A 22994-nucleotide genomic window follows, 5' to 3' on the forward strand; every position below is an offset into this window, starting at 1 on the left:
CCGGTTCAGCCGCCCGTGGCGAGCTCGCGTCGGCGCATCGCCACGAGGGCGAGTGCCGCGGCGGTGAGTCCGATCGCGATCATCCAGAACCCGCCCGACGAGTCGACGTCGCCGCCCGTCGGCACGGGGGAGTGCGTGAACGGCGAGAGGTCGAGCATCCAGTCGGGTGCGCCGAGCAGCGGCCCGAAGATGCCGAGGATCGCGGCGACGCCGACCACCGTCCAGCCGAGCGGGATCGTCCACCGCGGCAGGTAGGCGAACACGAGGAGCGTCAGCCCGAGGAAGACGAGCGAGACGGGCAGCTGGGCGAGCGCGGCCTGGGAGATGAGCGGCACGAGCTCGTCGGCCTGCTCCGACGTGGCGGCGCCCGCGAGACCCGCGAGCAGGGCCGCGCCCAGCACGACCGCGATCACGATGATGCCGACGAACCAGTACTCGAGCAGCCACCGCGTGCGCGGAACGGGAGTCGCCAGCACGACCTCGGCGGTGCCGTGCGCCTCCTCCTGTCGCGCCCGGATGCCCACCTGCACGGCGCAGCACGCGGCGAGCACGCCGATGATGCCGTAGAACGTCGCGATGAACGCCTGCTCGAGCGTGGCCCCGCCGCCGAGCGCGGCCTGCAGCGTCTCCGCGACCTGGGGGGTGTCGCCGCCGATCTGATCGACGAGGTCCGAGAGCGAGCTCGCGAGGAGTCCGGCGACAGCGCCGCCGACGGCCCAGGCGATCAGCGTCGACACGTTGAGCCGCCAGGCGAGTCCGAACGAACTCGACAGCACCGCGCCGGCCCCGGCGCGCCCCTTGCGGCCGGGCAGCAGGCTCGCCCCCTGGTCGCGCACCGACTGCAGGGCGAACACGATCGCGACGATCACCGCCGAGACGGCGAGGGAGAGCCAGAGCGGCGAGAGTTCGGGATCGCCGAACGGGCTCATCGCCTGCCCCCAGCCGATCGGCGAGAGCCAGCTCACCCAGGACGGAGTGACATGCAGCAGGTCGGACGAGGGCGTGCCCGTGGCATCCCCGATGCCTCGGAGGAGGTAGGCGCCGATGACCACCGCGACCCCTGCGCCGTTCGCACCCCGCGAGGTGCGGAACAGCTGCGCCGTGAACAGCCCGATCGCGACGAAGGCGACCCCGCTCGCGGCGATGGCGACGCCCGTCAACCACGACCCGGTCGGGTCGAGCCCGCCGGCGAGGAAGCCGAGCGCGACGAGCGTGCCGAGCCCGAGGTTGGCGAGCACGCCGTGCACGAGCGTCGCGACCGTCGGTGCGACGCGCCCGGCCGGCGTGGCCGCCACGAGCTCGGCGCGGCCCTGCTCCTCCTCGGCGCGCGTGTGCCGGGTCACGAGGAAGGTGCTCATGAGCCCGCCCATGAGCGCCAGCCAGGCGAACAGGGCGAAGAAGGTGACGGCGCCGAGGTCCGTGCCGTCGGGTGTTCCGCGGAACACGAGGATGGTGCGGGTCGCGGTCGCGAGCTGCAGCAGTTGGGCGCGGTCGGCCTCGTCGCCGTAGGTGTCGGCCACCGCCGCGGTCGACGAGAAGGCGAGCAGGCCGGTGCCGACGAGCCACAGGACGAGCTGCCAGCGGTCGCGGCGCAGCCGCTGCCGGAGCAGCGTGCCGAGCGTGCTCATGCCGGCGCCCCCTCCGAGACCTCCGCGCGCGTGCCGAGCTCGTCGCCGTAGTGGCGGAGGAACAGCTCCTCGAGCGAGGGCGGCGACACGGTCAGCCCGTGCACGTCGAGGCGAGCGAGGTCGGGCAGCACGGATGCCACGCGGTCGCTGTCGACCGTGAAGCTGACCCGTCCGTGGTCGATGAGGAGGTCGTGCGCGTCGGGGATGCCGTCGACCTCGGCGGCGAGTGCGATCGGGTCGACGCCGTCGGCGGAGAACGCGATCTCGGTGCGGGTGAGGTGGCGGAGCTCTGCGAGGGTCCCCGACTCGACGGTCTTCCCGGCGCGGATGATGCTCACCCGGTCGCAGAGCTCCTCGACCTCGGAGAGGATGTGGCTCGAGAGGAGCACGGTGGCGCCGTCGGCGGCGACGCGGGCGATCTCGCGATTGAACACCTGTTCCATGAGCGGGTCGAGGCCGCTCGTCGGCTCGTCGAGGATGTAGAGCTCTGCGGGCGTCGCGAAGGCCGCGATGAGGGCGACCTTCTGCCGGTTGCCCTTCGAGTACGCCCGGCCCTTCTTGCGCGGATCGAAGTCGAACGCCTCGAGCAGGCGCTGCTTGCGTGCGGCGTAGGCGGCCTTGTCGGAGGTGCCGCCGCGCAGGCGCGCGAGCAGGTCGATCGCCTCGCCGCCGGTCAGGTTCGGCCAGAGGCTGACGTCGCCGGGCACGTACGCGACGCGGCGGTGGAGCTCGCCGGCGCGCTTCCACGGGTCCTGCCCGAAGAGGGTCGCCGAGCCGCCCGAGGCGCGGGCGAGGCCGAGCACGATGCGGATGGTGGTGGACTTGCCCGCGCCGTTCGGGCCGAGGAAGCCGTGCACCTCGCCGGCGCCGACCTCGAGGTCGAGGCCGTCGAGCGCGACGGTGCGGCCGAATCGCTTCTCGAGGCCGCTGGCGCTGATCACTGTCGTCATGAGCGCGATGCTACGCCGGATTCACAAATTTGTGAATCTTCCTAACGGAATCCTTACAGGGCCGGACGAACGCCGGCCCCGAAGGACTCCCGCAGGCCTACTCGAGCGCCGCGAACTTCTCGATGTCTCCCTCGGTGCCCGACACGATGATGAGGTCGTGGTTCGAGACCACCGTGTTCTCGGTCGCGTACGTGAACGGCTTGCCGGGACTCTTCACGCCCACGACCGTCACGCGGTGCTTCGAGCGCACGCCCGACTCGGTGAGGTTCTTGCCGCGGATCGGCTTCGGCGGGTACATCTTCACGAGCGCGAAGTCGTCGTCGAACTCGATGAAGTCGAGCATGCGCCCCGACACCAGGTGCGCGGTGCGCTCGCCCGCCTCCCGCTCGGGGTAGATGACGTGGTTCGCGCCGATGCGCTGCAGGATCTTGCCGTGCGACGCCGAGATCGCCTTCGCCCAGATCTGCGGGATCCTGAGGTCGACGAGGTTCGCGGTGATGAGCACGGATGCCTCGATCGACGACCCGACGGCGCAGACCGCGATCGAGAAGTCCTGGGCGCCGATCTGCTTGAGCGCGTCCATGTTCTTGGCGTCGGCGACCACCGCATGGGTCACCCGCTCCGACCACTTCTGCACGAGGGCCTCGTCGGTGTCGACCGCGAGCACCTCGCGGCCGAGGCGGTCGAGCTGTCCCGCGGTGGCGGCGCCGAACCGGCCGAGGCCGATCACGAGCACCGGGGCGTCGTGCCTGATCTTGTCAACCAACGATGGGCCTCTCTTCCGGTCGTTTGAACAGCTGGCGGCGCTGGCTCGCGGCGAGCGCCGCAGCGAGGGTGACGGTGCCGACTCGGCCCATGAACATGGTGGCCGCCATGACGTAGACGCCCTCGGGCGGCAGCTCGGCGGTGAGCCCGGTCGACAGCCCGCACGTGGCGAACGCCGAGATCACGTCGAACAGCACGTTCTCGAACGGCGCCTTCGTGATCTGCAGGATGGCGATCGAGGCGCCGGCGACGATCGTCGCGCCCCAGAGCACGACGCTCACCGACAGGCGCAGCATGTCGCGCGGGATGCGGCGGCCGAACGCCTCCATCGAGGGCGCGCCCCGCGCTTCGGCGAAGGCGGCCAGGAACAGCACGGCGAGCGTCGTCACCTTGATGCCTCCGGCGGTCGACGCGGAGCCGCCGCCGATGAACATGAGCATGCTGCTGACGAGCTGGCTCGAACCGTAGAGGTCGTGCATGTCGATCGTCGCGAAGCCGCCCGAACGCGTCATCGCCGACATGAAGAAGGACTGGAAGATCGTGGGCCCGGCGTCGAGGTGCCCGTAGGTCTTCGGGTTGGCGTGCTCGAGCAGCAGGAACATGGCGGCGCCCGCGACGAAGAGGATCACCGTCGTCGTGAGCGTCAACTTGACGTGCACGCTCCACTTGCGCGGCTGCTTCCAGGCGCGCGCGAGCGCGAAGATCACCGGGAAGCCGAGGCTGCCGAGGAACACGCCGACCATCAGCAGCGACTGCATCCAGTAGTCGTGCTCGAAGGGCAGGAGCCCGCCCGGGTTCGGCGAGAAGCCGGTGTTGGTGAAGGCCATCGCCGAGTAGTAGAGGCTGTACCAGATCGAGTGCCCGACGTCGTATCCCGCAGCGAGCATGCTCGGCATCAGGCCGACCGCGATCGCGGCCTCGATGACCAACGCGCTGATCGCGACGGTGAACAGCAGCCCGCCGACCTCGCCGAGGCGGACCGCCTGCCGCTCGGCCACCGGGCCGACGTGGATGCGCGACGGGTTCGTGTCGCTCGCCGCCATGAGCTTCGCACGCAGTCCGAGCCGGCGCGAGATCACGAAGCCGAGGGTCGTCGCGAGCGTGAGCACGCCGACGCCGCCGATGTTCACGCCGAGGTAGACGAGGCCGTGCCCGAAGGGCGACCAGTACGTCGCCATGTCGACGGTCGCGAGGCCGGTGACGCAGATGACCGAGACGGCCGTGAACAGCGCGTCGTGGAGCGGGGTGACCCGGCCGTCGGCGCTGGCGATCGGCAGGGAGAAGAGCAGCGTGAACACCATGATGAGGGCGGCGAACACGAGGATCGCGAACCGCGACGGCGAGCTCTTGACGAGTGCGTCCACGGCGTCACGGAGCCGCCCGAGCCAGGACCGCCGATCGACTCGACCGAGGCGGGCCACCCGCTGTGCGCGCATCGACCCCCCTCATGTGCCGTCACCGAACGCGTGAGTCATGGTACTCCCCGCTGCGAGTGGCTACCCTTGGGGCATGGCTGACATCTTCGATGTGGTGGCGGACGCGACCAGACGCGACATCCTCGCCGTGCTGCTCGAACGCGAGTCGGCGGTGCCCCAGTCGGGCGGCGAGATCAGCGTCTCCGAGATCGTCGCGGCCCTGGGCACCAGTCAGCCCACCGTCTCCAAGCACCTGAAGGTGCTGCGCGAGTCGGGTCTCGTGACCGTCCGCGAAGAGGGCCAGCACCGGTACTACCGGCTCGACCGCGCGCCGCTCGAGACGCTCGAAGACTGGCTGATCCCCTTCATGTCGTCGGATGCCGCGGCCGACGCCGCGATGCTCGCCGGTGCCGAGGCGCACGAGGCCTCGTTGAACGACGACCAGCGCGCCTTCGCCTCCGCGATCGGCAAGGTCTTCGCCGACGTCACTCAGGTCGTCAAGCGCAAGTAGCCCGCTCAGCCGAGCAGGGCGACGACGAGGGCCGCGCACGAGGCGGCCGACGCGAGCCAGCGGACGTGGTTCCACGCCGTCCAGCCCGGGCGGAACTCGCGCCACGCCGTGCCGAGCGCACCTGCATCGGCCTCGGGAGCGGACGCCAGCCGGTTGTTCCGGGGCACGTTCGCACCGCCGGTGACGCCGACCACGCCGACGAGGTAGACCACGGCCGAGCCGACGATCCACCACGCGCCGGCCGGGTACGCGCCGAAGAACGACATGGTCGCGACGGCGATCAGCAGCAGCGCAGTGCCGAAGATCGCGAGCATGAGCGGCGCGCGCACCGCGGTCACGTTGATCTCGCGCATCGCCCGCGCGGCGTCGGCCGGGGCGAGGCGGTCGAGCCCCTGCATCACGAACCCCGAGAAGGCGAAGAAGACCCCCGAGACGAGACCGGTCGCGACGATGCCGAGGACGAGGAGGACGATGCCGAGCGTGCTCATTGCGCCAGTCTGGCGGAACACCGGGGCGCGTGGGGTGGACGTCGCACCTCATTCATCGATCCGTCGATCTTCGCCCATGCTTCCAACGTGAAGGGCGAAGATCGACGGATCGAGCCCGGATGGCCGGGGGTGCGGCGCCGGGGGTGCGGGCCGCGGCGCGGGGCGGAGCGGCTCGCCCGGTCAGCGCAGGGGCTTGATCATCTCGAGCTCGAGGCCTCCCGGGGCGAGATCGTAGGGGCGGTTGCGCCCGGTGAACGTGAAGCCGAGCTTCTCGTAGAACCTGATCGCCCGCGCGTTCGTCTCGTGGACCTCGAGGCGCAGCGTGTCGCCGTGCCCGAGCGCCCAGTTCTCGACCGCCTCGAGCAGCCTCCGCGAGACGCCTGCGGCATCGCCGCGGTACTCGGGTGCGACGTAGACGCCCACGAGCATCGGCCCGGTCGTGGCATCCGGGATGTAGCCGGCCATCGTGCCCACCCACCGATCCCCGTCGACCGCGACCTTCACGGCCTGGTCGGCGCGCTCGCCGCGGGCGCCGCGCAGGCGCCATCCCTCCTCGTCGACGTCGAGCGCGTGCTCGAGCGTCTCGCCGTACGCGATCGGGAAGTCGCGCAGCATCTCGAGGCGCAGTGCGCGCACCGCCTGCCAGTCGCCGGCGGTCGTCGAGCGGATCACGAATTCGGGGCTGTGCATCCCTCGACGCTAGCGGGTGGCCGGGTCGCGTGACGCCGGGCACCCGGGCCGTCGGATGCGCGAACGAGAACGCTCTGCGAATCCGCTAGACTACTCCGAGGCATTCTGCCTTTCGGCTGCGGCACGCGCGGCCGGCACGATCTTTCTGTGAGGTTCTGATGGGTTCCGTCATCAAGAAGCGTCGCAAGCGCATGGCGAAGAAGAAGCACCGCAAGCTTCTTCGCAAGACGCGCCACCAGCGTCGCAACAAGAAGTAGTCGCTCGCGACTGCAGCTGAGCGTCGGGCCCCACCGGGGTTCGGCGCTTTTCGCTGTCCTCGGGTCTCGTGACGCTCCTGCGTCGCTCCTCGACCACCGGCTGCGTACGATCGGAGCATGGCCCGAGACATCCAGCTCACCCTCATCGGCAAGCCCGGCTGCCACCTCTGCGACGACGCGAGAGAGGTCGTGCAGGCGGTCGTCGCCGAGTTCGAGCAGGATGCCGCGCGGCGGATCTCGCTCGACGAGCAGTCGATCGTCGACGACGAGGCGCTGCGTGCGCGCTACGCCGAGGAGATCCCGGTGCTCCTCATCGACGGTGAGGTGCACACGTACTGGCGGGTCGATCCGGTGCGGCTGAAGACCGCGCTCTGCGCGAAGGGCTGACCGCGAGGCCGGTCGCCCGGCTGTCAACCCGCTTGCCGGGCGGGACCCTCCCGCCTTGACTCGGGGCATGATCTCGATCTGGAGCGTCGAATCGCACGCGCCGGTCGCCGTCGGCTCCGACCGCCTGCCCGGCGGCCGCTTCGACGCGATCATCATCGGCGCCGGCATCACCGGACTCGTCACGGGCGTGATCCTCGCGCGCGAGGGCTGCTCGGTCGCGCTCGTCGAGGCGCGCAGGGTCGCCGCGCTCGCCTCGGGCGGCAACACCGGCAAGGCGACCGTGCTGCACGGCGCGAGACTCAGCACCATCAGGCGGGCGCACTCGGCGAACGTGACGCGCGCCTACGTCGAGGCCAACCTCGACGGGCAGCGATGGATCGCCGACTTCGCCCGCGAGCACCAGGTGCCGTTCGCCGTCGAGCCCGCGGTGAGCTACGCGCAGGATGCGTGGGGCCTGCGACGGATCGACGCCGAGTTCGCCGCCGCCCGCGAGGCGGGCCTGCCGGTCGAGCGGGTCGAGGCCCTGCCGGTGCCGTTCCCGTTCGCGGGCGGGGTGTCGCTCGCCGGCCAGCTCGCGCTCGACCCGGTGGTGCTCGCCGACGCGCTCGCCGAGGAGTTCGCCCGGCTCGGCGGAACGCTCATCACCGGAGTGCGCGCGCGGGGCGTGCGAGCCGGCCGTCCGGCGACGGTCTCGACCGACCACGGCCCGATCCGGGGCGACGCGGTCGTCGTCGCCACCGCGGCGCCGATGCTCCGCCGCGGCCTCTACTTCGCGAAGACGCGGCACTCGCGGTCGTACCTCGCGGCGTTCCGGGTCCCCGAGGCTCCTCCCGTGGCGGGACTCTTCCTCTCGGTCGACGCGCCGACGCGCTCGATCAGGACGACGCCCGACGTCGCGACCGGCGGCCCGCCGCTCCTCCTCGTGGGCGGCGGCGGCCACCCCGTCGGCAGGGTCGCGTCGACGCGCGTCGAGGCCCAGCGCATCGTCGCCTGGACGAACGAGTACTTCGACGCCGCCTCGCCCGTGGCGGCCTGGTCGGCGCAGGACTACGAGTCGCTCAACCTCGTGCCCTTCGTCGGCCGGATGCCACGTGGCCGCCGCCGCATCTGGATCGCGACCGGATACGCCAAGTGGGGTCTCACGAACGGTGCGGCCGCGGGGCTCCGCATCAGCGCCGAGATCCTCGGCGAGTCGTGGCGCGAGCACCGCCCGTGGGTGCGGGTGCTCGGCACGCGGACCACCGCACCGTCGGACCTCGCCCGTGGCATCGTCGAGAACGCGGCGGTCGGCCGCGAGCTCGTGTCCGGGTGGGCGGATGCGCTGGGCCGCGCCGCGCCGACGGCGCGCCCCGCCGAGGGCGAGGGCGTCGTGGTGCACCGCGGCGGGGTTCCGTACGGCGTCTCGACGGTCGGCGGGCGCACGACGGCCGTCTGCGCGGTGTGCCCGCACACCGGGGGAGTGGTGCGCTGGAACGACGCCGAGTCGAGCTGGGACTGCCCGTTGCACGGCTCGCGGTTCGAGGCATCCGGCCGCTTGATCGAAGGGCCGGCGACGCGCGACCTGCGCGCGGGCTCGCGCCGCGACGTCGCCGACCGGTGAGCGCTCCTCATCATGTGGAGTTCGCCGTGAATCGGTAGCGCCCGCCGCCGGCCCGTGGCTAGGGTGACGAACGGGGGGCACGGGTCTGCCCTCGCTCGTTGGAAGGGGACAACGCCGTGGCGCGTGAATTCAAGGGCAGGATCGAACTCGACGTTCGCGACTCGCAGGGGGACTGGGACGCGTTCCTCCCCGAGAAGGCGCCGGAGGGAGCGCCGAACGTGCTCGTCGTGCTCTACGACGACACCGGCATGGCCGCCTGGTCGCCGTACGGCGGCGGCATCGAGATGCCGACGATGGAACGGCTCGCGGAGAACGGCCTCACCTACTCGCAATGGCACACGACGGCGCTGTGCTCGCCGACACGCTCGACGTTCCTCACGGGGCGCAATCACCACCTCAACGGCTTCGCGACGATCTCGGAGTCGTCGACGGGCTTCCCGGGGTACAACTCCCACATCCCGCCGTCGAACGTGACGATGGCGCACCTGCTGCGGGATGCCGGATGGTCGACGTTCTGGGTCGGCAAGAACCACAACGTGCCGATCGACGAGTGGACCGCGGGTGCCTCGAAGAAGAACTGGCCGCTCGCGCAGGGCTACGACCGGTTCTACGGCTTCATCGGCGGCGAGACGAACAACTGGTACCCGTCGCTCGCGGAGGACAACCGGTACATCGACCAGCCGTACCTCCCCGAGGACGGCTACCACCTGTCGAAGGACCTCGCCGACCAGGCGCTCAAGATGATCCGCGACGTCAAGCAGACGGAGCCCGACAAGCCCTGGTACCTGTGGTTCTGCCCCGGCGCGAACCACGCGCCGCACCACGCGCCCGAGGAGTACATCGCCAAGTACAAGGGCAAGTTCGACGACGGTTACGAGGCGTACCGCGAGTGGGTGCTGCCCCGCATGATCGAACGCGGCATCCTGCCCGCCGGCACCGCGCTCACCGAGCTCAACCCGATGCCCGACGGCACCTTCTCGCAGAGCGACGAGGTGCTGCCGTGGGCGTCGCTGAGCGACGAGCAGAAGGCGATGTTCAGCCGCATGGCCGAGGTGTACGCCGGGTTCAGCGAGTACACCGACGCGCAGGTCGGCCGCATCATCGACTACCTCGAGGAGTCGGGCCAGCTCGACAACACCATCGTCATCTACTGCGCCGACAACGGTGCCTCGGGCGAGGGCTCGCCGAACGGCTCGGTCAACGAGGGCAAGATCTTCGGCGGCTACCCCGACTCCCTCGAAGAGAACCTCAAGCTCGTCGACAAGCTCGGCTCGCCCGACACGTACAACCACTACCCGACGGGGTGGGCGTCGGCGTTCTCGACGCCGTACAAGATGTTCAAGCGCTACACGTACCAGGGCGGCGTGGCCGACCCGCTGGTGATCTCGTGGCCGAAGGGCATCGCCGCGCGCGGCGAGGTGCGCCACCAGTACCACCACTCGACCGACATCGTGCCGACGATCCTCGAGGCCTGCGGGGTCCCGTTCCCCGACACGTACAACGGCGTCGAGCAGACCCCCCTCTCGGGCGTCTCGATGGTGCCGTCGTTCGACGCCGCGCCCGATGCGCCGACGAACAAGCAGACGCAGTACTACGAGATGTTCGGGCAGCGCGGCATCTGGCACGAGGGCTGGAAGGCCGTCACCGTGCACGGCCCGGTCAGCGGCACGGGCGACTTCCCCGGCGACGTGTGGGAGCTCTACCACACCGAGGAGGACCGCTCCGAGTCGAAGAACCTCGCCGCCGAGCACCCCGAGAAGCTCGAGCAGCTCAAGGCGCTCTGGATGGAGGAGGCGAAGAAGAACAACGTCCTCCCGCTGAACGACCTGCAGATCATCGGCAACCCGAAGGACTTCGAGACCTTCGTGCACATGGAGTTCCACCAGCCGGCGCCGGCGTCGGGGCAGTTCGTCTACTATCCGGGCACGAGCGAGATCCCCGAGCGCAGCGCGGCGAACGTGCACGGCGTCTCGTACAAGATCGCCGCCGAGATCGACTTCACCCCCGAGACCGAGGGCGTGGTCTTCGCGCACGGCTCGCGCTTCGGCGGGCACGCGCTCGTCGTGAAGGACGGGCAGGTCCACTACGTGTACAACTTCCTCGGCATCCCGCCCGAGGATCGCGTCTCGGCGCCGGCCCCGACCTCGGGCAGGCACATCATCGGCGTCGAGTTCGTCAAGGAGGGCATGGGCGAGTACCGCGAGGCCACCGGCCCCGTGAAGCTCTCCATCGACGAGCAGCAGGTCGGTGAGCAGCCGATCCGCACCGTGCTCGGCCACTTCTCGCTCTGCGGCGAGGGGCTCACCATCGGCCGCGACAGCGCCGACCCCGTTTCGTCGCTGTACGGCTACGGCTTCGACTTCACGGGCGGCGAGATCGCGCGCGTCGTGTTCGACATCGCCGACGACGCGTACCTCGACCTCGAGGCGCACCTCGCGGCGGCGTACGCACGCGACTGATCGCCCCGCTGCCACAATGGCGGAACGGGGGTGCGGATGCCTCGCGCCCCCGTTCCGCGTTTCGAGAGGATCGCCATGCCGAACGAACTGCCCTCGTGGGCCGACACCTCCACGCGTCGTGCGATCGAAGTCTTCGTCGAGAAGGTCTCGACCGGTCCCGACGCGGTGCCCGAGGCCGAGCGCATCGCGGTCTTCGACAACGACGGCACCCTGTGGAGCGAGAAGCCCATGCCGACGCAGCTGCACTACCTCGTCGAGCAGTGGAAGGTGCAAGCCGAGGCCGACCCGACGCTCGCCGAGCACCAGCCCTACCGGGCGGTCGTGAGCGGCGACCTCGCCTGGCTCGGCGGCGCGGTCGAGAAGCACTACCAGGGCGACGACACCGACCTGAAGACGCTCATCGGCGCGATCGTGGGCGCGACCGCGGGCACGAGCATCGAGGACTACGCCGCCTCGGTCGAGGCGTTCTTCGCGACGGCGACGCATCCGACCCTCGGCACCCCCTACTCGCACACCGTCTACACGCCCATGGTCGAGCTGCTGCGCTACCTCGAGGCCCACGGCTTCACCGTGTACATCGTGTCCGGCGGCGAGCGCGACTTCATGCGGCCGATGACGCAGCAGAACTACGGGATCCCGCCCGAGCGGGTCGTCGGCTCGGCCTTCGGCCTGTCGTACGACCCCGAGACGCACGACGTGCGCTACGCCGCAGGACTCGACGTCTTCGACGACGGCCCCGAGAAGCCCGTTCGCATCTGGAGCCGCATCGGCCGCCGCCCGATCTTCGCCGGCGGCAACTCGAACGGCGACCAGGCGATGCTCGACTTCGCACGCAAGGGCGGCGGGTTCGCGCTCGTCGTGCACCACGACGACGACACCGGTCGCGGCGACACCCCGTACGACAAGGGCGCCGAGAAGGTGCTGGCCGAGGCATCCGTGAACGGGTACACGGTCGTGAGCGTGAAGCGCGACTGGACCCGCGTCTTCCCGGAGGCCTGACCCGGTGGCCAGGGTCGTGACGCCGGCCGCTCGCCGGTTGCGCCTCTTCCCGACGCTCGCGGGCTATCAACGCGGATGGCTCGGGGCCGACCTCATCGCCGGGCTCTCCGCCGGGGCGGTCGTGATCCCGCAGGCGATGGCGTACGCGACCATCGCGAACCTGCCCGTGCAGCTCGGCCTCTACACCTGCATGGTGCCCATGCTCGTCTACGCGATGCTCGGCGGCTCGCGCGCGATGAGCGTGTCGACGACGTCGACGATCGCGACGCTCACGGCGACGACGCTCGTCTCCGCCGGCGTCGCCGCGGGTTCGGACGACCCGGTGCCCGACCTCATCGCGCTGACCTTCATGGTCGGGGTGATCCTGCTCATCGCGCGGGCGGCGAGGCTCGGCTCGCTCGTCGAGAACATCTCGCAGGCGACGATCGTCGGCATCCAGATCGGCGTCGGGGCGACCGTCGCGGTCGGGCAGTTGCCGAAGCTGCTCGGCGAGACCTCGAACGCCTCGGGCGAGGGGTTCTTCAGCTCGCTCGTCGCCGCCGTCGAGGCACTGCCGTCGGCGCACGCCACGACGGTGCTGCTGTCGGTCGCGTCGATCACGGCGATGCTCCTCATGAAGGCGTTCCTGAAGAAGGTGCCCGCGCCGCTCGTCGTCGTCGCCGCGGGCATCCTGCTCGTGGCGTTCACCGGTATCGAGGAGCAGGGCGTCGAGCTCATCGCGCCCGTGCCGCAGGGGTTCCCGCCGTTCGAGCTGCCGACGTTCGCGAACATCGTGCCCATGCTGCCCGGCGCGTGCGCGATCGCGATCATGGCGTTCCTCGAGTCGGCGGCGGTCGCCCGGGGCATCCGCAAGCCCGGCGAGCCGCGAGTCGACAGCAATCAGGAGCTCTTCGGGACCGGCGCCGCGAACACCGTCGGCTCGTTCTTCCAGGTGCTGCCCGCGGCGGGCGGCTTCTCGCAGAGCGCGGTGAACCAGGGCGCCGGCGCGCGCACGCAGCTCTCGTCGATCGTCACGGTCGCGCTCGCCGTGCTCGTCGCGCTGTTCCTCGGCCCGGTGCTGAGCCTGCTTCCGCAGGCGACGCTCGCCTCGCTCGTCTTCGTCGCCGTGGTCGGGCTCATCGACATCGGCGCGCTCGCGAGATTCTGGCGCATCAGCCACAACGACTTCTGGATCGCGGTCGCCACCGCGATCGTCGGCCTCACCGCGGGGCTGCTGCTCGCGGTCGCCGTCGGCATCATCGCGACCATGGTCGTGATCCTGCGCGAGCTCAACCGGGTGCGCCTCGATGTCGGGCAGCCTCGCGACGACGGGGCGGACGGGGCGGTGCTGCCGCTGCGCCTGCTCGGGCCGATGTACACCGCCAACGTGCTCGCCTACGAGAACGCCGTGCTCGACGCAGTGCGCGCCAACGCGGGCACGACCGCGGTGGCGCTCGAGCTGAGCCGGCTCGACGTCGTGTCGGTGACGATCCTCGATGCGCTCGCCGAGCTCGACCGCGAGCTCGCCGACCAGGGCGTCGAGCTGCGCCTCGCGGCGGTGCCCGAGGCGGGTGCGGCGATGTCGCGGCGCGGGCGCTGGTTCAGGGGGCTCGAGGAGGCGGGCCGGGTCTACCCGACCCTCGAGGACGCGGTCGACGCGACGGTCGACTGATCACCCGCGCACTTTTCAGGACGAGCGGGGCGATGCACCGCGTATTCGGGGTATCGGAGCGCTCGTCCTGAATTGCGCTCGCGTCCGTCGCCAGGCCTGCGCTGGTGCTGGGCTGGGCTCAGCCGACGCTGCGCGCGCAGCGGAAGCCGATGTGCGTCGTGGCGGTGTCGTCGGCCTGCGGCGAGCGCGCCGACGGGCGGTAGCGCAGGCAGTACTCGGGCGAGCAGAGGTGCGAGCCGCCCTTGAGCACGCGCCGCGGAATACGCGAGCCGGGCTCGGCGGACGCCGCGGCGAGGAGGTTCGGCCGGGCGCCCGCGTCGACCGCGTCGGCCTCGGAGCCGGGCACGAGGTGGCGGGGGGTGTAGTAGTCGGTCGTCCACTCCCACACGTTGCCGGTGACGTCGAAGAGTCCGTAGCTGTTCGCCGGGAAGCTCATCACGGGCGAGGTGCCCGCGAAGCCGACCGAGGTCTCGTACGGGAAGTGCCCCAGCCAGCGGTTCACCATGACCTGCCCGTCGGGCGTCTCCTCGTCGCCCCAGGCGAAGCGCGCCCCCTCGAGGCCGCCGCGTGCGGCGTACTCGAGCTCGGCCTCGGTGGGCAGGCGGCGGCCGGCCCATCCGGCGTAGGCGGAGGCATCCTCGAAGCTGACCTGCACCACCGGGTGGGCGGGACGGTCGACGAGGGCGTCGGGGCCACCGGCGCCGAAGGGATGCCGCCAGCTCGCGCCGGCGCCCCAGCGCCACCACTGGCGCCAGTCGCGCAGGTCGACGGGCCCGGCGGTCGGGGTGAAGACGAGGCCGCCCGGCACGAGTTCGGCAGGGTCGGCACCCGGGAAGTCGGCGGGGTCGAGGGGGCGCTCGGCGACCGTCACGTAGCCCGTCGCCTCGACGAAGGCGGCGAACTGCGCGTTCGTCACGGGGTGCCGTTCGAGCTCGAACGCCCCGACGGTGCGCTCGTGCACGGGCGTCTCGTCGGCGTAGAACTCGTCGGAGCCCATGCGGAACGTGCCGCCCTCGATACGGATGAGCGGAGTGACGTCGACCATGTCTCGAGCCTACGGCGTCGGGTCGGCCGGGCCGGGCGACGGCGGGCCGGGCCTCGTGCCGAGCGCCGCGAGCGCTTCGCGGTTGCTCTGGTGGACGGGCTCGCCGTGCAGCAGCCCGAGACGCTCCATGCGGTCGCGCGTCTCGTGACGAAGCCGGCTGTACCTCACGTCGATGCCGTGCTCGACCAGCCACGAACGCAGCCGCTCGAACGCCTCGGCGCCCGTGATGTCGACGTCGCTCACGGCCTCCATGTCGAAGACGACGTGCTGCACGGGCTCCTCCGCCGATGCGACCGCGCGCTGCACCGCGTCCTGGAAGACCGTGCCGTTCGCGAAGAAGAGCGGGGCCGCGAGCCGCACGACGATCACGCCGGGTGCCGTCGTGCGGCCCGGCGGCAGGCCCTCGGCCGACGAGGCGCCGTACTCGTCGAGCGACAGCACGTCGATGTCGGGGGTCGCCGCACGTCGGGCGAGGTTCACGAGCGCGAGTACGAACGCGATCGTGATGCCGGCGATCGACCCGAACGCCACGGTGACGCCGAAGCAGACCGCGGCGATGAGGAACTCGGCACGGTCGCGCCGCCAGAGGCTCGCGAAGTCGGGGATGCCGAGCAGCGACAGCACGGCGACGGCGAGCACCGCGCCGATCGCCGGGCCCGGCACGTCCTCGAGCAGGGCGGTGCCGAAGATGAGCAGCAGCGTGGCGCCGACGGCGGCGACGATCGCCGGGAACTGCGTGCGCGATCCCGCCTGGTCGAGCGCGGCCGTGCGCGCCGTCGACGAGCCCATCGCGAAGCTGCCGGAGGTGCCCGACGCGACGTTCGCCAGGCCGAAGGCGAACAGGTCGCGGTTCGCGTCGATGCGGTAGCCGCGCAGGTCGGCGTAGGCCCGCGACACGAGCAGGCCCTCGCCCGCCCCGACGAGGAAGAGCGCGACCGCCGACGGCGCCACGGCCGCCCAGTCGGCCCAGTCGATGACCGGCCACGCGAGCGGCGGCAGGCCGCCCTCGACGTGCCCGAGGGTCGCGACGCCCTGCTCGGCGAGCCCGCCCCACGTCGTCGCGAGCGTTGCGAGCACGAGCACGACGAGCGCCCACGGCACGGTCGGGGCGAACCGCCGTCCGAGCAGCAGCACCACGAGGCATCCGGCCGCGATCACCGCCGACCACGCGTTCGTCGACGGCAGCCCCGTGACGAGGGCGACGAGCTTCTCGAAGAACTCGCCGCCGGCCGGCAACGGGATCCCGAGCATCTTCGCGACCTGGCCGACGAGGATGTCGAGCGCGAGGCCCGCGAGCAGGCCGACGAGGATCGGCTTCGAGAGGAAGTCGGCGAGGAACCCGAGCCGGAACACCGCGGCGAGCAGGAACAGCCCGCCGCAGAGCACCGTCTGGGCGAGCACGAGCGAGAGATAGTCGGCGCTGCCGGCGATCGCGAGGCCGCCGATCGACGAGGCGATCAGGGCCGCCGCCGCGGCGTCGGGCGAGGCGACCAGCTGGCGCGACGAGACGGTGAGCGCCCACACGACGAGCGGCAGCACGAGGGCGTAGAGCCCGACCGCGGGCGAGAGTCCGACGATCTGCGCGTAGCCGATGTTGAGCGGCACGGCGATCGCGAGCAGGGTCACCCCGGCGCCCGCCTCGCGCAGCAGGTTGTGCCGCGTCAGCCCCGCGAAGGGGCGGGGGAACCAGTGGCCGAGCGTGGTGGTGAGTCGTCGAGCCATGCGGCACCCCCTTCGCGTGGCTTCACGCTATCGGGGATGCCGCCGCCCGGCCGCTTACGGCGTCAGGCGCGTCGGACCGCGGAAGAGGTAGGTCGTCTCGCGGATCGAGTGCTCCTCGAGCATGAGCATCAGCACGCGCGCGAGGCCCATGCCGAAGCCGCCGTGCGGGGGAACGCCGTAGCGGAAGAAGTCGAGGTAGAACTCGAGCTCCTCGGGGTCCATGCCCTTGTCGCGGGCCTGCTCGATCAGCACGTCGATGCGGTGCTCGCGCTGCGCGCCCGTCGAGATCTCGACGCCGTTGTAGATGAGGTCGTACGAGTTCGTGAGGCTCGGGTCGCCCTCGTGGCGCATGTGGTAGAACGGCCGGATGCTCGACGCGTAGTCGGTGAGGAACACGAAGTCGTGGCCGTAGGTCTCCTTGACGTACGCCGAGATCTGGCGCTCGCCCTCGGGGTCCATGTCGGCGTCGGCGCGGGGGATGACGTAGCCGTGGTCGGCGACGATCTGCTTCGCCTCGGCGAGCGGGATGCGCGGGAACGGCCGGCTCGGCACCTGCAGCTCGATGCCGAAGAGCTCCTGGATCTCGGCGCCGTGCTTGTCGACGACGGCCTGGAAGCCGGCGACGAGCAGCTCCTCGTGGAGGTCCATGACGTCCTCGTGCGAGTCGATCCAGCTGATCTCGGTGTCGACCGAGGTGAACTCGGTCGCGTGGCGCGAGGTGAACGAGGGGTCGGCGCGGAACGCCGGGCCGACCTCGAAGATGCCGCCGAAGCCGGCGGCCTGGGCCATCTGCTTGAAGAACTGGGGGCTCTGCGCGAGGTACGCCTTGCCCTCGAAGTAGTCGACCTCGAAGAGCTCGGCGCGCGACTCGGAGGCCGACGCCATGAGTTTCGGGGTCTGGATCTCGATGAGCCCCTTCTCGACCCAGACGCCGCGCAGCGCGTGCAGGAACGTCGTCTGGATGCGGAAGATGAGGTTCTGCTTCGGGTGGCGCAGGTCGAGGAAGCGCCAGTCCATGCGCTTGTCCAGGCTCGAGTCGGCCGCGATGGGCGTCTCGGGGTTCGCCGCGGTGACGACGTCGAGCGTCGCGAGCTTGACCTCGATGCCGCCGAGCTTGACCCGCTCGTCGTGCTTCAGCTCACCCGTGACGGTGATGAACGAGCCGTGGGCGAGGGCCGAGATCGCCTCGGTCGTCGCCAGGCGGGCGGATGCCTCGGCGTCGCCCTGCTGGCCCTCGTCGAGCTCGCGCGTGGCGGGGTTCACGAGCTGCACGGCCCCGGTCTCATCGCGCAGGATGACGAACTGCACCTTCTTCTGATCGCGAACCGTCTCGACCCATCCGGACACGGTGACGGGGCCGTCGGGGAGCGCGGCGAGGTTCTTGACGAGGGTGCGGTTGTTCACGATCGTCCATCCTACCTGCGGGGGTTACGGGCGACTTTCCGCGCCGGATACTCGGCGGATTCAAAGGATCCGGCTCTCTAGACTGGAACCCGTGCCGGCCGAGCAGATCCATCTCGTGCGCCATGGCGAGGTGTTCAACCCCCAGGGCGTGCTCTACGGGCGTCTCCCGGGCTACGGGCTCAGCGATCTCGGCCGCCTGATGGCGAAGGCCGCGGCCGACGAGCTCGCTGTGCGCGGCCGCCCGGTCTCGGCGCTCATCACCTCGCCGCTGCAGCGCACGCAGCAGTCGGGCGAGCCCATCGCGAAGGCCTTCGGCCTCGAGCCGGCGCTCGACGAGCGCGTGATCGAGCCCGAGAACCGCTTCGAGGGCAAGCGCATGCGCGGTCCGGGCGGAGCGCTCCGCGACATCCGCAACTGGGGCCTGCTCGTGAACCCGTGGGAGCCGAGCTGGGGCGAGCCCTTCGGCTCGATCGCCGCCCGCATGATGGCCGCCATCCAGGACGCGTGGAACGCGGCCGACGGTGGCGATGTCGTCATCGTCAGCCACCAGCTCCCGATCTGGATGGTCCACCGCCACCTCGCAGGCGAGCGGCTCTCGCACGACCCGCGGCGACGTCGCTGCGCGCTGTCGAGCATCACGACCCTCGAGATGCAGGGCGTCGCCGGCAGCGCAGCCGGCCACCGCTTCGTCGAGGTCGGCTACACGGATCCCGCGGCGGGGCTCGCCGCACAGGCGACCGACGTAGGAGCGGTGTGAAGAAGAAGGCACTCGTCGCGGCGCTCGCCGTGGCCTCGATGCTCACCCTCGCGGGGTGCGCGAACGACCCGCTCGCCGACCAGTTCCGCGAGGGCAGCGGCAAGAACTACATCGCGGGCGACGGCACGATCTCGGTCTACCCCGCGGGCGAGCGGGGCGAGCCGATCGAGTTCGCGGGCGAGACCGTCGAGGGCGGCGACTACGACTCCGCGGATGCCTCGGGGCAGGTGCAGGTCGTCAACTTCTGGTACGCGGGCTGCGCCCCGTGCCGCGTCGAGGCGCCCATCCTCGAGGACGTGTATTCCGAGGTCGACCCCGACGAGGTGAGCTTCGTCGGCGTCAACGTGCGCGACCAGGCCGGCACCGCGGCATCCTTCGAGAGCGACTACGGCGTCACCTACCCCTCGATCCTCGACGTGAACGAGGGCGAGGTGCAGCTCGCCTTCGCCGGGCGCGTGCCGCCCGCGGCCGTGCCGACGACCATCGTGCTCGACCAGGAGGGGCGCGTCGCGGCCCGCGTGCTCGGCCAGCTCGAAGAGGCCTCGATCCTGTCGTCGATCATCGACGACCTTCTCGCCGAGCAGGCGTAGCGTGGGCGGCGTCGGCGAGGTCGTGCTCAGCGGGCAGCTGCTCGCGGCGGTGCCGATCGCACTCGCGGCGGGCCTCATCTCGTTCCTCTCGCCGTGCGTGCTGCCGCTCGTGCCCGGGTACCTCGGCTTCCTCGGCGGGTTCACGGATGCCTCGGCCGACGCCGCGGAGGAGCGCCGCAACCGTCGCCGGCTGCTCCTCGGGGTGCTGCTCTTCGTCGCCGGGTTCACGGTCGTGTTCGTCGCCTTCAACCTCGTCGCCGGGGTGGCAGGCGCGTGGCTCATGCAGTACACCGACGTCATCATCCGCGTCGCGGGCGTACTACTCATCGTCATGGGGCTCGTCTTCGTGGGCCAGTTCAGCTTCATGCAGCGCACGTTCAAGCCGAGCTGGCGGCCCGCGACCGGCCTCGCAGGGGCGCCGCTGCTCGGCGTCGTGTTCGGCATCGGCTGGACCCCGTGCATCGGCCCGACCCTCGCGGTCGTGCTCACGCTCAGCGCCGACTCGGCCTCGGCGTGGCGGGGCGTGCTGCTCGGCCTCGTCTACTGCATCGGCCTCGGCATCCCCTTCCTCCTCGTCGCGGCCGGCTTCGGCTGGGTGACGGGTTCCCTCGCCTTCCTCCGCAAGCACATCCGCGTCGTGAATCTGGTGGGCGGCGCGCTGCTCATCGTCATCGGCGTGCTGATGGTGTCGGGGATCTGGTCCATCTGGATGTACGAACTGCAGGCGGTGATCACGGGCTTTGACCTCCCGATCTGACCCCGGTGCGCCCTCGCGCCCGGCCGACCACATCGACTCGGCCGAGCCCGCCGAGACCTCCGTCAACCAGCCCAAGCTGGGATTCGTCGGCTGGCTGCGCTTCGCGTGGCGGCAGCTGACGAGCATGCGCACCGCGCTGCTGCTGCTCCTGCTGCTCGCGATCGCGGCCGTGCCCGGCTCGCTCGTGCCGCAGCGCTCGAGCGACCCCAACGGCGTCACCCAGTACTTCGAGGACAACCCGACGCTGGCGCCGATTCTCGACGGCTTCCAGATGTTCGACGTCTACACCTCGGCGTGGTTCTCGGCGGTGTACCTGCTGCTGTTCGTGTCGCTCATCGGCTGCATCATCCCGCGCACGAAGCACCACTTCGAGGCGCTGCGCGCCCGGCCGCCGCGCACCCCTGCCCGTCTCGCGCGGCTCGCGGGCTACACCGAGCGCACTGCGCCCGAGGGCATCGACGCCGAGACGGCGATCGACGCCGCAGCGACCCAGCTGCGCCAGGCGGGGTACCGCGTCGAGCGGTACGAGCAGCGCGGCGTGCTCTCGGTCTCGGCCGAGCGCGGCTACCTGCGCGAGACCGGCAACCTCGTGTTCCACACGGCGCTGCTCGGCGTGCTCGTCGCGGTCGGCTTCGGCGGCGGATTCGGATTCTCGGGCCAGCGGGTGATCGTCGAGGGCCAGAGCTTCGTCAACACGCTCGCCGCCTTCGACTCGTTCAACCCGGGGCGCTTCTTCGACGACACCCGGCTGCAGCCGTACTCGCTCTCGCTCGAGGAGCTCGACGCGGTCTACGAGACCGAGAATCGCAAGGCCTTCGGCCAGCCCATCGACTTCACGGCGCACGTGACCGTCGAGGGCAAGGGCGAGGAGCCGGTCGAGCGCACGGTCAAGGTGAACGAGCCGCTCTACACCCACGGCACCGATGTCTACCTGCTCGGCAACGGCTACGCCCCGACGATCACGGTCCGCAACGCCGACGGTGACATCGTCTTCACCGACTCGGTGCCGTTCCTCCCGCAGGACGCGAACCTCACCTCGATCGGCGTGGTGAAGGTGCCCGACGGCATGGACGAGCAGCTCGGCATGGTCGGCTTCTTCTACCCGACGCAGGAGACGCTCGACACGGGCGCCTACGCCTCGACCTACCCCGACCTCGTCTACCCTGTGCTGACGCTCAACGTGTACCAGGGCGACCTCGGCATCAACGAGGGCAAGCCCACCTCGGTGTACACGCTCGACCCGTCGACGATGGAGCAGCTCACGGGCGGCGACACCGGCGTCGACTCGATCGAGCTCATGCCGGGCGAGACGACCGAGCTGCCGAACGGGCTCGGCACGGTCACGTTCGAGAACGCCGACCCCGACGCCGCCGAGGGCGACTACTCGAACAGCGTTCCGCGCTTCGCGAGCTTCGACATCCACCACGACCCGACGCAGATCTGGGTGCTGGTCTTCGCGGCGCTCATCCTCGGCGGACTGCTCGTCTCGCTCTTCGTGCCGCGCCGCCGCCTGTGGGTGAAGGCGATCGCGAAGCCCGACGGCCGAGTCGTGCTCGAGTACGCCGGCCTGGCCCGCGGCGAGGACCCGACGCTCGAGGACGCCGTGGCCGCGTTCGCCGACAAGCACGCCGGACCGGCGCCCGCCGCCGGCGACGCCGATGCCGGCGACGCGAAGTAACCCCCAGACCAACCCCGCATTCGACGTAAGGTAGAACGGTGCAGCTCGACGAGATCTCCATCCTCTGCGTGTACTCGGCCATGGTCGTGTACGCGATCGCGTTCATCGCGTTCTCGATCGACCTCGCCAGGCGCTCGGCAGCGGCCACGGCCGCGGCGGATGCCTCGACCGAGCTGACGGCGGAGACGCCCGAGCCGGTCGGGGTGCTCCAGGCCGCGGCAGCGGCGAAGGCGAGTGCGGCGGCCGGCGCCGCCGAGGGCGGTGCGGACGCGGGCCCCGCGCGCCCGGCGAAGATCAAGCTCGGCGCCGCGGGCGGCCCGGGCGCCGGGGCATCCCTCGCCTACGGGCGTTCGCCCGCGCTGCGCGTGGGCGTCGCGATGACGGTGCTCGCCTGGCTGCTGCATCTCTCGGGCACGGTGCTGCGCGGCCTCGCCGCGGGCCGCGTGCCGTGGGCCAACATGTACGAGTTCGCCCTCACCGGCACGCTCATCATCACGACGGTGTTCCTCGTCGTGCTCCTCGTCGCGAAGCAGGACCTGCGGTTCCTCGGCACCTTCGTCACGGGCCTCGTGCTCGTGCTCCTCGGCATCGCGACGATCAACTTCTACGTGAGCCCCGTTCCGCTGCCGCCAGCGCTCCAGTCGATCTGGCTCGTGATCCACGTCTTCGTCGCGAGCGCCTCGGTCGGCTTCTTCGCGCTCGGCTTCGCGCTCTCGGTCGTGCAGCTCATGCAGGCCCGCCGCGAGGCGATGATCGCCTCGGCGAAGGCCGTGAAGGCGAGCTTCCTCGCGACCCTGCCCGACGCGGTCTCGCTCGAGAACCTCGCCTACCGGGTCAACATCATCGGCTTCATCATGTGGACCTTCACGCTGATGGCGGGCGCGATCTGGGCCGAGAAGGCCTGGGGCCGCTACTGGGGCTGGGACACCAAGGAGGTGTGGACCTTCATCATCTGGGTGGTCTACGCCGGGTACATCCACGCGCGTGCGACGCGCGGCTGGCGCGGCTCGCGCTCGGCCTGGCTCGCGATCATCGGCTTCTCGACGGTGCTCTTCAACTTCACCGTGGTGAACCTCTTCTTCAAGGGCCTGCACGCCTACTCGGGTCTCTGAGCCGGGGTTCGACGCGCTCGGCTGCGCAGGATCTGCTCCCGGGGGGAGTCACTCTCGCGGACTACGTCACTGAGTCGCTCCTGGCATCGCTGATGCCGGGGGCGACTCAGTGACGTAGTCGGGTGTGGC

The 22994-nt window shown here is 70.8% G+C and carries 21 protein-coding genes; 12 read left to right on the top strand and 9 right to left on the bottom strand.

Annotation, left to right across the window (positions count from 1 at the left end):
• Positions 1-5: 5 nt before the first annotated feature.
• The 4 genes from ACFVTH_RS09525 to ACFVTH_RS09540 all read right to left on the bottom strand — a co-directional run bounded on the left by ACFVTH_RS09525 (position 6) and on the right by ACFVTH_RS09540 (position 4779).
• Complete coding sequence (locus tag ACFVTH_RS09525) at positions 6-1628, bottom strand: ABC transporter permease (RefSeq protein WP_387089693.1); 1623 nt, start codon at positions 1626-1628, stop codon at positions 6-8.
• Positions 1625-2578 carry an ATP-binding cassette domain-containing protein gene (locus ACFVTH_RS09530; RefSeq protein WP_387089695.1) on the bottom strand — a complete coding sequence of 318 codons (954 nt, stop codon included), beginning with the start codon at positions 2576-2578 and terminating at the stop codon, positions 1625-1627. Before ACFVTH_RS09530 ends, ACFVTH_RS09525 begins: the two co-directional genes overlap by 4 nt.
• Positions 2579-2675: 97 nt before the next feature.
• Positions 2676-3344, bottom strand: a complete 669-nt coding sequence (locus tag ACFVTH_RS09535; protein WP_387089698.1) for a potassium channel family protein — start codon at positions 3342-3344, stop codon at positions 2676-2678.
• Positions 3337-4779 carry a TrkH family potassium uptake protein gene (locus ACFVTH_RS09540; protein ID WP_387089700.1) on the bottom strand — a complete coding sequence of 481 codons (1443 nt, stop codon included), beginning with the start codon at positions 4777-4779 and terminating at the stop codon, positions 3337-3339. The genes ACFVTH_RS09535 and ACFVTH_RS09540 overlap by 8 nt, the downstream gene beginning before the upstream one ends.
• Positions 4780-4852: 73 nt before the next feature.
• Here ACFVTH_RS09540 and ACFVTH_RS09545 point away from each other — a divergent pair, with 73 nt between their 5' ends.
• Positions 4853-5269: an ArsR/SmtB family transcription factor gene (locus tag ACFVTH_RS09545; RefSeq protein WP_387089703.1), complete on the top strand. Its 417-nt coding sequence runs from the start codon at positions 4853-4855 to the stop codon at positions 5267-5269.
• Positions 5270-5274: 5 nt separating this feature from the next.
• On the opposite strand, the gene ACFVTH_RS09550 is transcribed toward ACFVTH_RS09545, so the two are convergent.
• A complete protein-coding gene (locus ACFVTH_RS09550) occupies positions 5275-5757 on the bottom strand; it encodes a DUF1772 domain-containing protein (RefSeq protein ID WP_387089706.1) in 483 nt (160 codons plus the stop codon).
• A gap of 180 nt (positions 5758-5937) precedes the next feature.
• Positions 5938-6447, bottom strand: coding sequence for a GNAT family N-acetyltransferase (locus tag ACFVTH_RS09555; protein ID WP_387089709.1), 510 nt, complete (start codon positions 6445-6447; stop codon positions 5938-5940).
• Between the two features lie 158 nt (positions 6448-6605).
• Between ACFVTH_RS09555 and ACFVTH_RS09560 the strand changes: the two genes are divergently transcribed.
• The 6 genes from ACFVTH_RS09560 (at position 6606) to ACFVTH_RS09585 (ending at position 13800) form a co-directional block, all read left to right on the top strand.
• Positions 6606-6704 (top strand): 30S ribosomal protein bS22, encoded by a 99-nt coding sequence (locus ACFVTH_RS09560; protein ID WP_003792170.1) that lies wholly within the window; start codon positions 6606-6608, stop codon positions 6702-6704.
• A gap of 117 nt (positions 6705-6821) precedes the next feature.
• Positions 6822-7091 (top strand): glutaredoxin family protein, encoded by a 270-nt coding sequence (locus ACFVTH_RS09565; protein ID WP_387089712.1) that lies wholly within the window; start codon positions 6822-6824, stop codon positions 7089-7091.
• Between the two features lie 67 nt (positions 7092-7158).
• Positions 7159-8691, top strand: coding sequence for an FAD-dependent oxidoreductase (locus ACFVTH_RS09570; protein ID WP_387089715.1), 1533 nt, complete (start codon positions 7159-7161; stop codon positions 8689-8691).
• A gap of 116 nt (positions 8692-8807) precedes the next feature.
• Entirely contained in the window at positions 8808-11150 is a 2343-nt protein-coding gene (locus tag ACFVTH_RS09575; protein WP_387089718.1) for an arylsulfatase, read from the top strand.
• A 75-nt stretch (positions 11151-11225) separates the two neighbouring features.
• Positions 11226-12149 (top strand): HAD family hydrolase, encoded by a 924-nt coding sequence (locus tag ACFVTH_RS09580; RefSeq protein ID WP_387089721.1) that lies wholly within the window; start codon positions 11226-11228, stop codon positions 12147-12149.
• 4 nt (positions 12150-12153) lie between these two features.
• Positions 12154-13800 (top strand): SulP family inorganic anion transporter, encoded by a 1647-nt coding sequence (locus tag ACFVTH_RS09585; RefSeq protein ID WP_387089724.1) that lies wholly within the window; start codon positions 12154-12156, stop codon positions 13798-13800.
• Positions 13801-13918: 118 nt separating this feature from the next.
• Here the strand turns inward: ACFVTH_RS09585 and ACFVTH_RS09590 are convergent, their stop codons facing one another.
• Genes ACFVTH_RS09590 through aspS form a run of 3 tightly spaced genes read right to left on the bottom strand, consistent with a single transcriptional unit; the run spans position 13919 to position 17971 of the window.
• On the bottom strand, positions 13919-14845 hold the full coding sequence (locus ACFVTH_RS09590; RefSeq protein WP_387089727.1) for a formylglycine-generating enzyme family protein: 927 nt from the start codon (positions 14843-14845) through the stop codon (positions 13919-13921).
• 9 nt (positions 14846-14854) lie between these two features.
• Positions 14855-16567, bottom strand: a complete 1713-nt coding sequence (locus tag ACFVTH_RS09595) for a SulP family inorganic anion transporter (protein ID WP_387089730.1) — start codon at positions 16565-16567, stop codon at positions 14855-14857.
• 54 nt (positions 16568-16621) lie between these two features.
• The gene (gene aspS, locus ACFVTH_RS09600; protein WP_387089733.1) at positions 16622-17971 is read right to left on the bottom strand and encodes an aspartate--tRNA(Asn) ligase; all 1350 of its coding nucleotides are present in this window, start codon (positions 17969-17971) and stop codon (positions 16622-16624) included.
• Between the two features lie 91 nt (positions 17972-18062).
• Between aspS and ACFVTH_RS09605 the strand changes: the two genes are divergently transcribed.
• The 5 genes from ACFVTH_RS09605 (at position 18063) to ccsB (ending at position 22865) form a co-directional block, all read left to right on the top strand.
• Positions 18063-18728, top strand: a complete 666-nt coding sequence (locus ACFVTH_RS09605) for a histidine phosphatase family protein (RefSeq protein WP_387089736.1) — start codon at positions 18063-18065, stop codon at positions 18726-18728.
• Entirely contained in the window at positions 18725-19318 is a 594-nt protein-coding gene (locus tag ACFVTH_RS09610) for a TlpA family protein disulfide reductase (RefSeq protein WP_387089739.1), read from the top strand. The genes ACFVTH_RS09605 and ACFVTH_RS09610 overlap by 4 nt, the downstream gene beginning before the upstream one ends.
• A 1-nt stretch (position 19319) precedes the next feature.
• On the top strand, positions 19320-20075 hold the full coding sequence (locus ACFVTH_RS09615; RefSeq protein WP_386938827.1) for a cytochrome c biogenesis CcdA family protein: 756 nt from the start codon (positions 19320-19322) through the stop codon (positions 20073-20075).
• Positions 20059-21753 (top strand): cytochrome c biogenesis protein ResB, encoded by a 1695-nt coding sequence (locus tag ACFVTH_RS09620; RefSeq protein ID WP_387089743.1) that lies wholly within the window; start codon positions 20059-20061, stop codon positions 21751-21753. The genes ACFVTH_RS09615 and ACFVTH_RS09620 overlap by 17 nt, the downstream gene beginning before the upstream one ends.
• An 80-nt stretch (positions 21754-21833) precedes the next feature.
• Positions 21834-22865 (top strand): c-type cytochrome biogenesis protein CcsB, encoded by a 1032-nt coding sequence (ccsB, locus tag ACFVTH_RS09625; RefSeq protein ID WP_387091836.1) that lies wholly within the window; start codon positions 21834-21836, stop codon positions 22863-22865.
• Positions 22866-22994 lie beyond the last annotated feature (129 nt).

The organism is Agromyces sp. NPDC058104 (assembly GCF_042884835.1).
Taxonomy (GTDB): Bacteria; Actinomycetota; Actinomycetes; order Actinomycetales; family Microbacteriaceae; genus Agromyces.

Coding starts and splice junctions, on each gene's coding strand:
- ACFVTH_RS09580 (WP_387089721.1), top strand. CDS start 11,226: ATGCCGAACGAACTGCCCTCGTGGGCCGACACCTCCACGCGTCGTGCG.
- ACFVTH_RS09530 (WP_387089695.1), bottom strand. CDS start 2,578: ATGACGACAGTGATCAGCGCCAGCGGCCTCGAGAAGCGATTCGGCCGC.
- ccsB (WP_387091836.1), top strand. CDS start 21,834: ATGGTCGTGTACGCGATCGCGTTCATCGCGTTCTCGATCGACCTCGCC.
- ACFVTH_RS09595 (WP_387089730.1), bottom strand. CDS start 16,567: ATGGCTCGACGACTCACCACCACGCTCGGCCACTGGTTCCCCCGCCCC.
- ACFVTH_RS09565 (WP_387089712.1), top strand. CDS start 6,822: ATGGCCCGAGACATCCAGCTCACCCTCATCGGCAAGCCCGGCTGCCAC.
- ACFVTH_RS09590 (WP_387089727.1), bottom strand. CDS start 14,845: ATGGTCGACGTCACTCCGCTCATCCGTATCGAGGGCGGCACGTTCCGC.
- ACFVTH_RS09525 (WP_387089693.1), bottom strand. CDS start 1,628: ATGAGCACGCTCGGCACGCTGCTCCGGCAGCGGCTGCGCCGCGACCGC.
- ACFVTH_RS09550 (WP_387089706.1), bottom strand. CDS start 5,757: ATGAGCACGCTCGGCATCGTCCTCCTCGTCCTCGGCATCGTCGCGACC.
- ACFVTH_RS09570 (WP_387089715.1), top strand. CDS start 7,159: ATGATCTCGATCTGGAGCGTCGAATCGCACGCGCCGGTCGCCGTCGGC.
- ACFVTH_RS09560 (WP_003792170.1), top strand. CDS start 6,606: ATGGGTTCCGTCATCAAGAAGCGTCGCAAGCGCATGGCGAAGAAGAAG.
- ACFVTH_RS09555 (WP_387089709.1), bottom strand. CDS start 6,447: ATGCACAGCCCCGAATTCGTGATCCGCTCGACGACCGCCGGCGACTGG.
- ACFVTH_RS09545 (WP_387089703.1), top strand. CDS start 4,853: ATGGCTGACATCTTCGATGTGGTGGCGGACGCGACCAGACGCGACATC.
- ACFVTH_RS09540 (WP_387089700.1), bottom strand. CDS start 4,779: ATGCGCGCACAGCGGGTGGCCCGCCTCGGTCGAGTCGATCGGCGGTCC.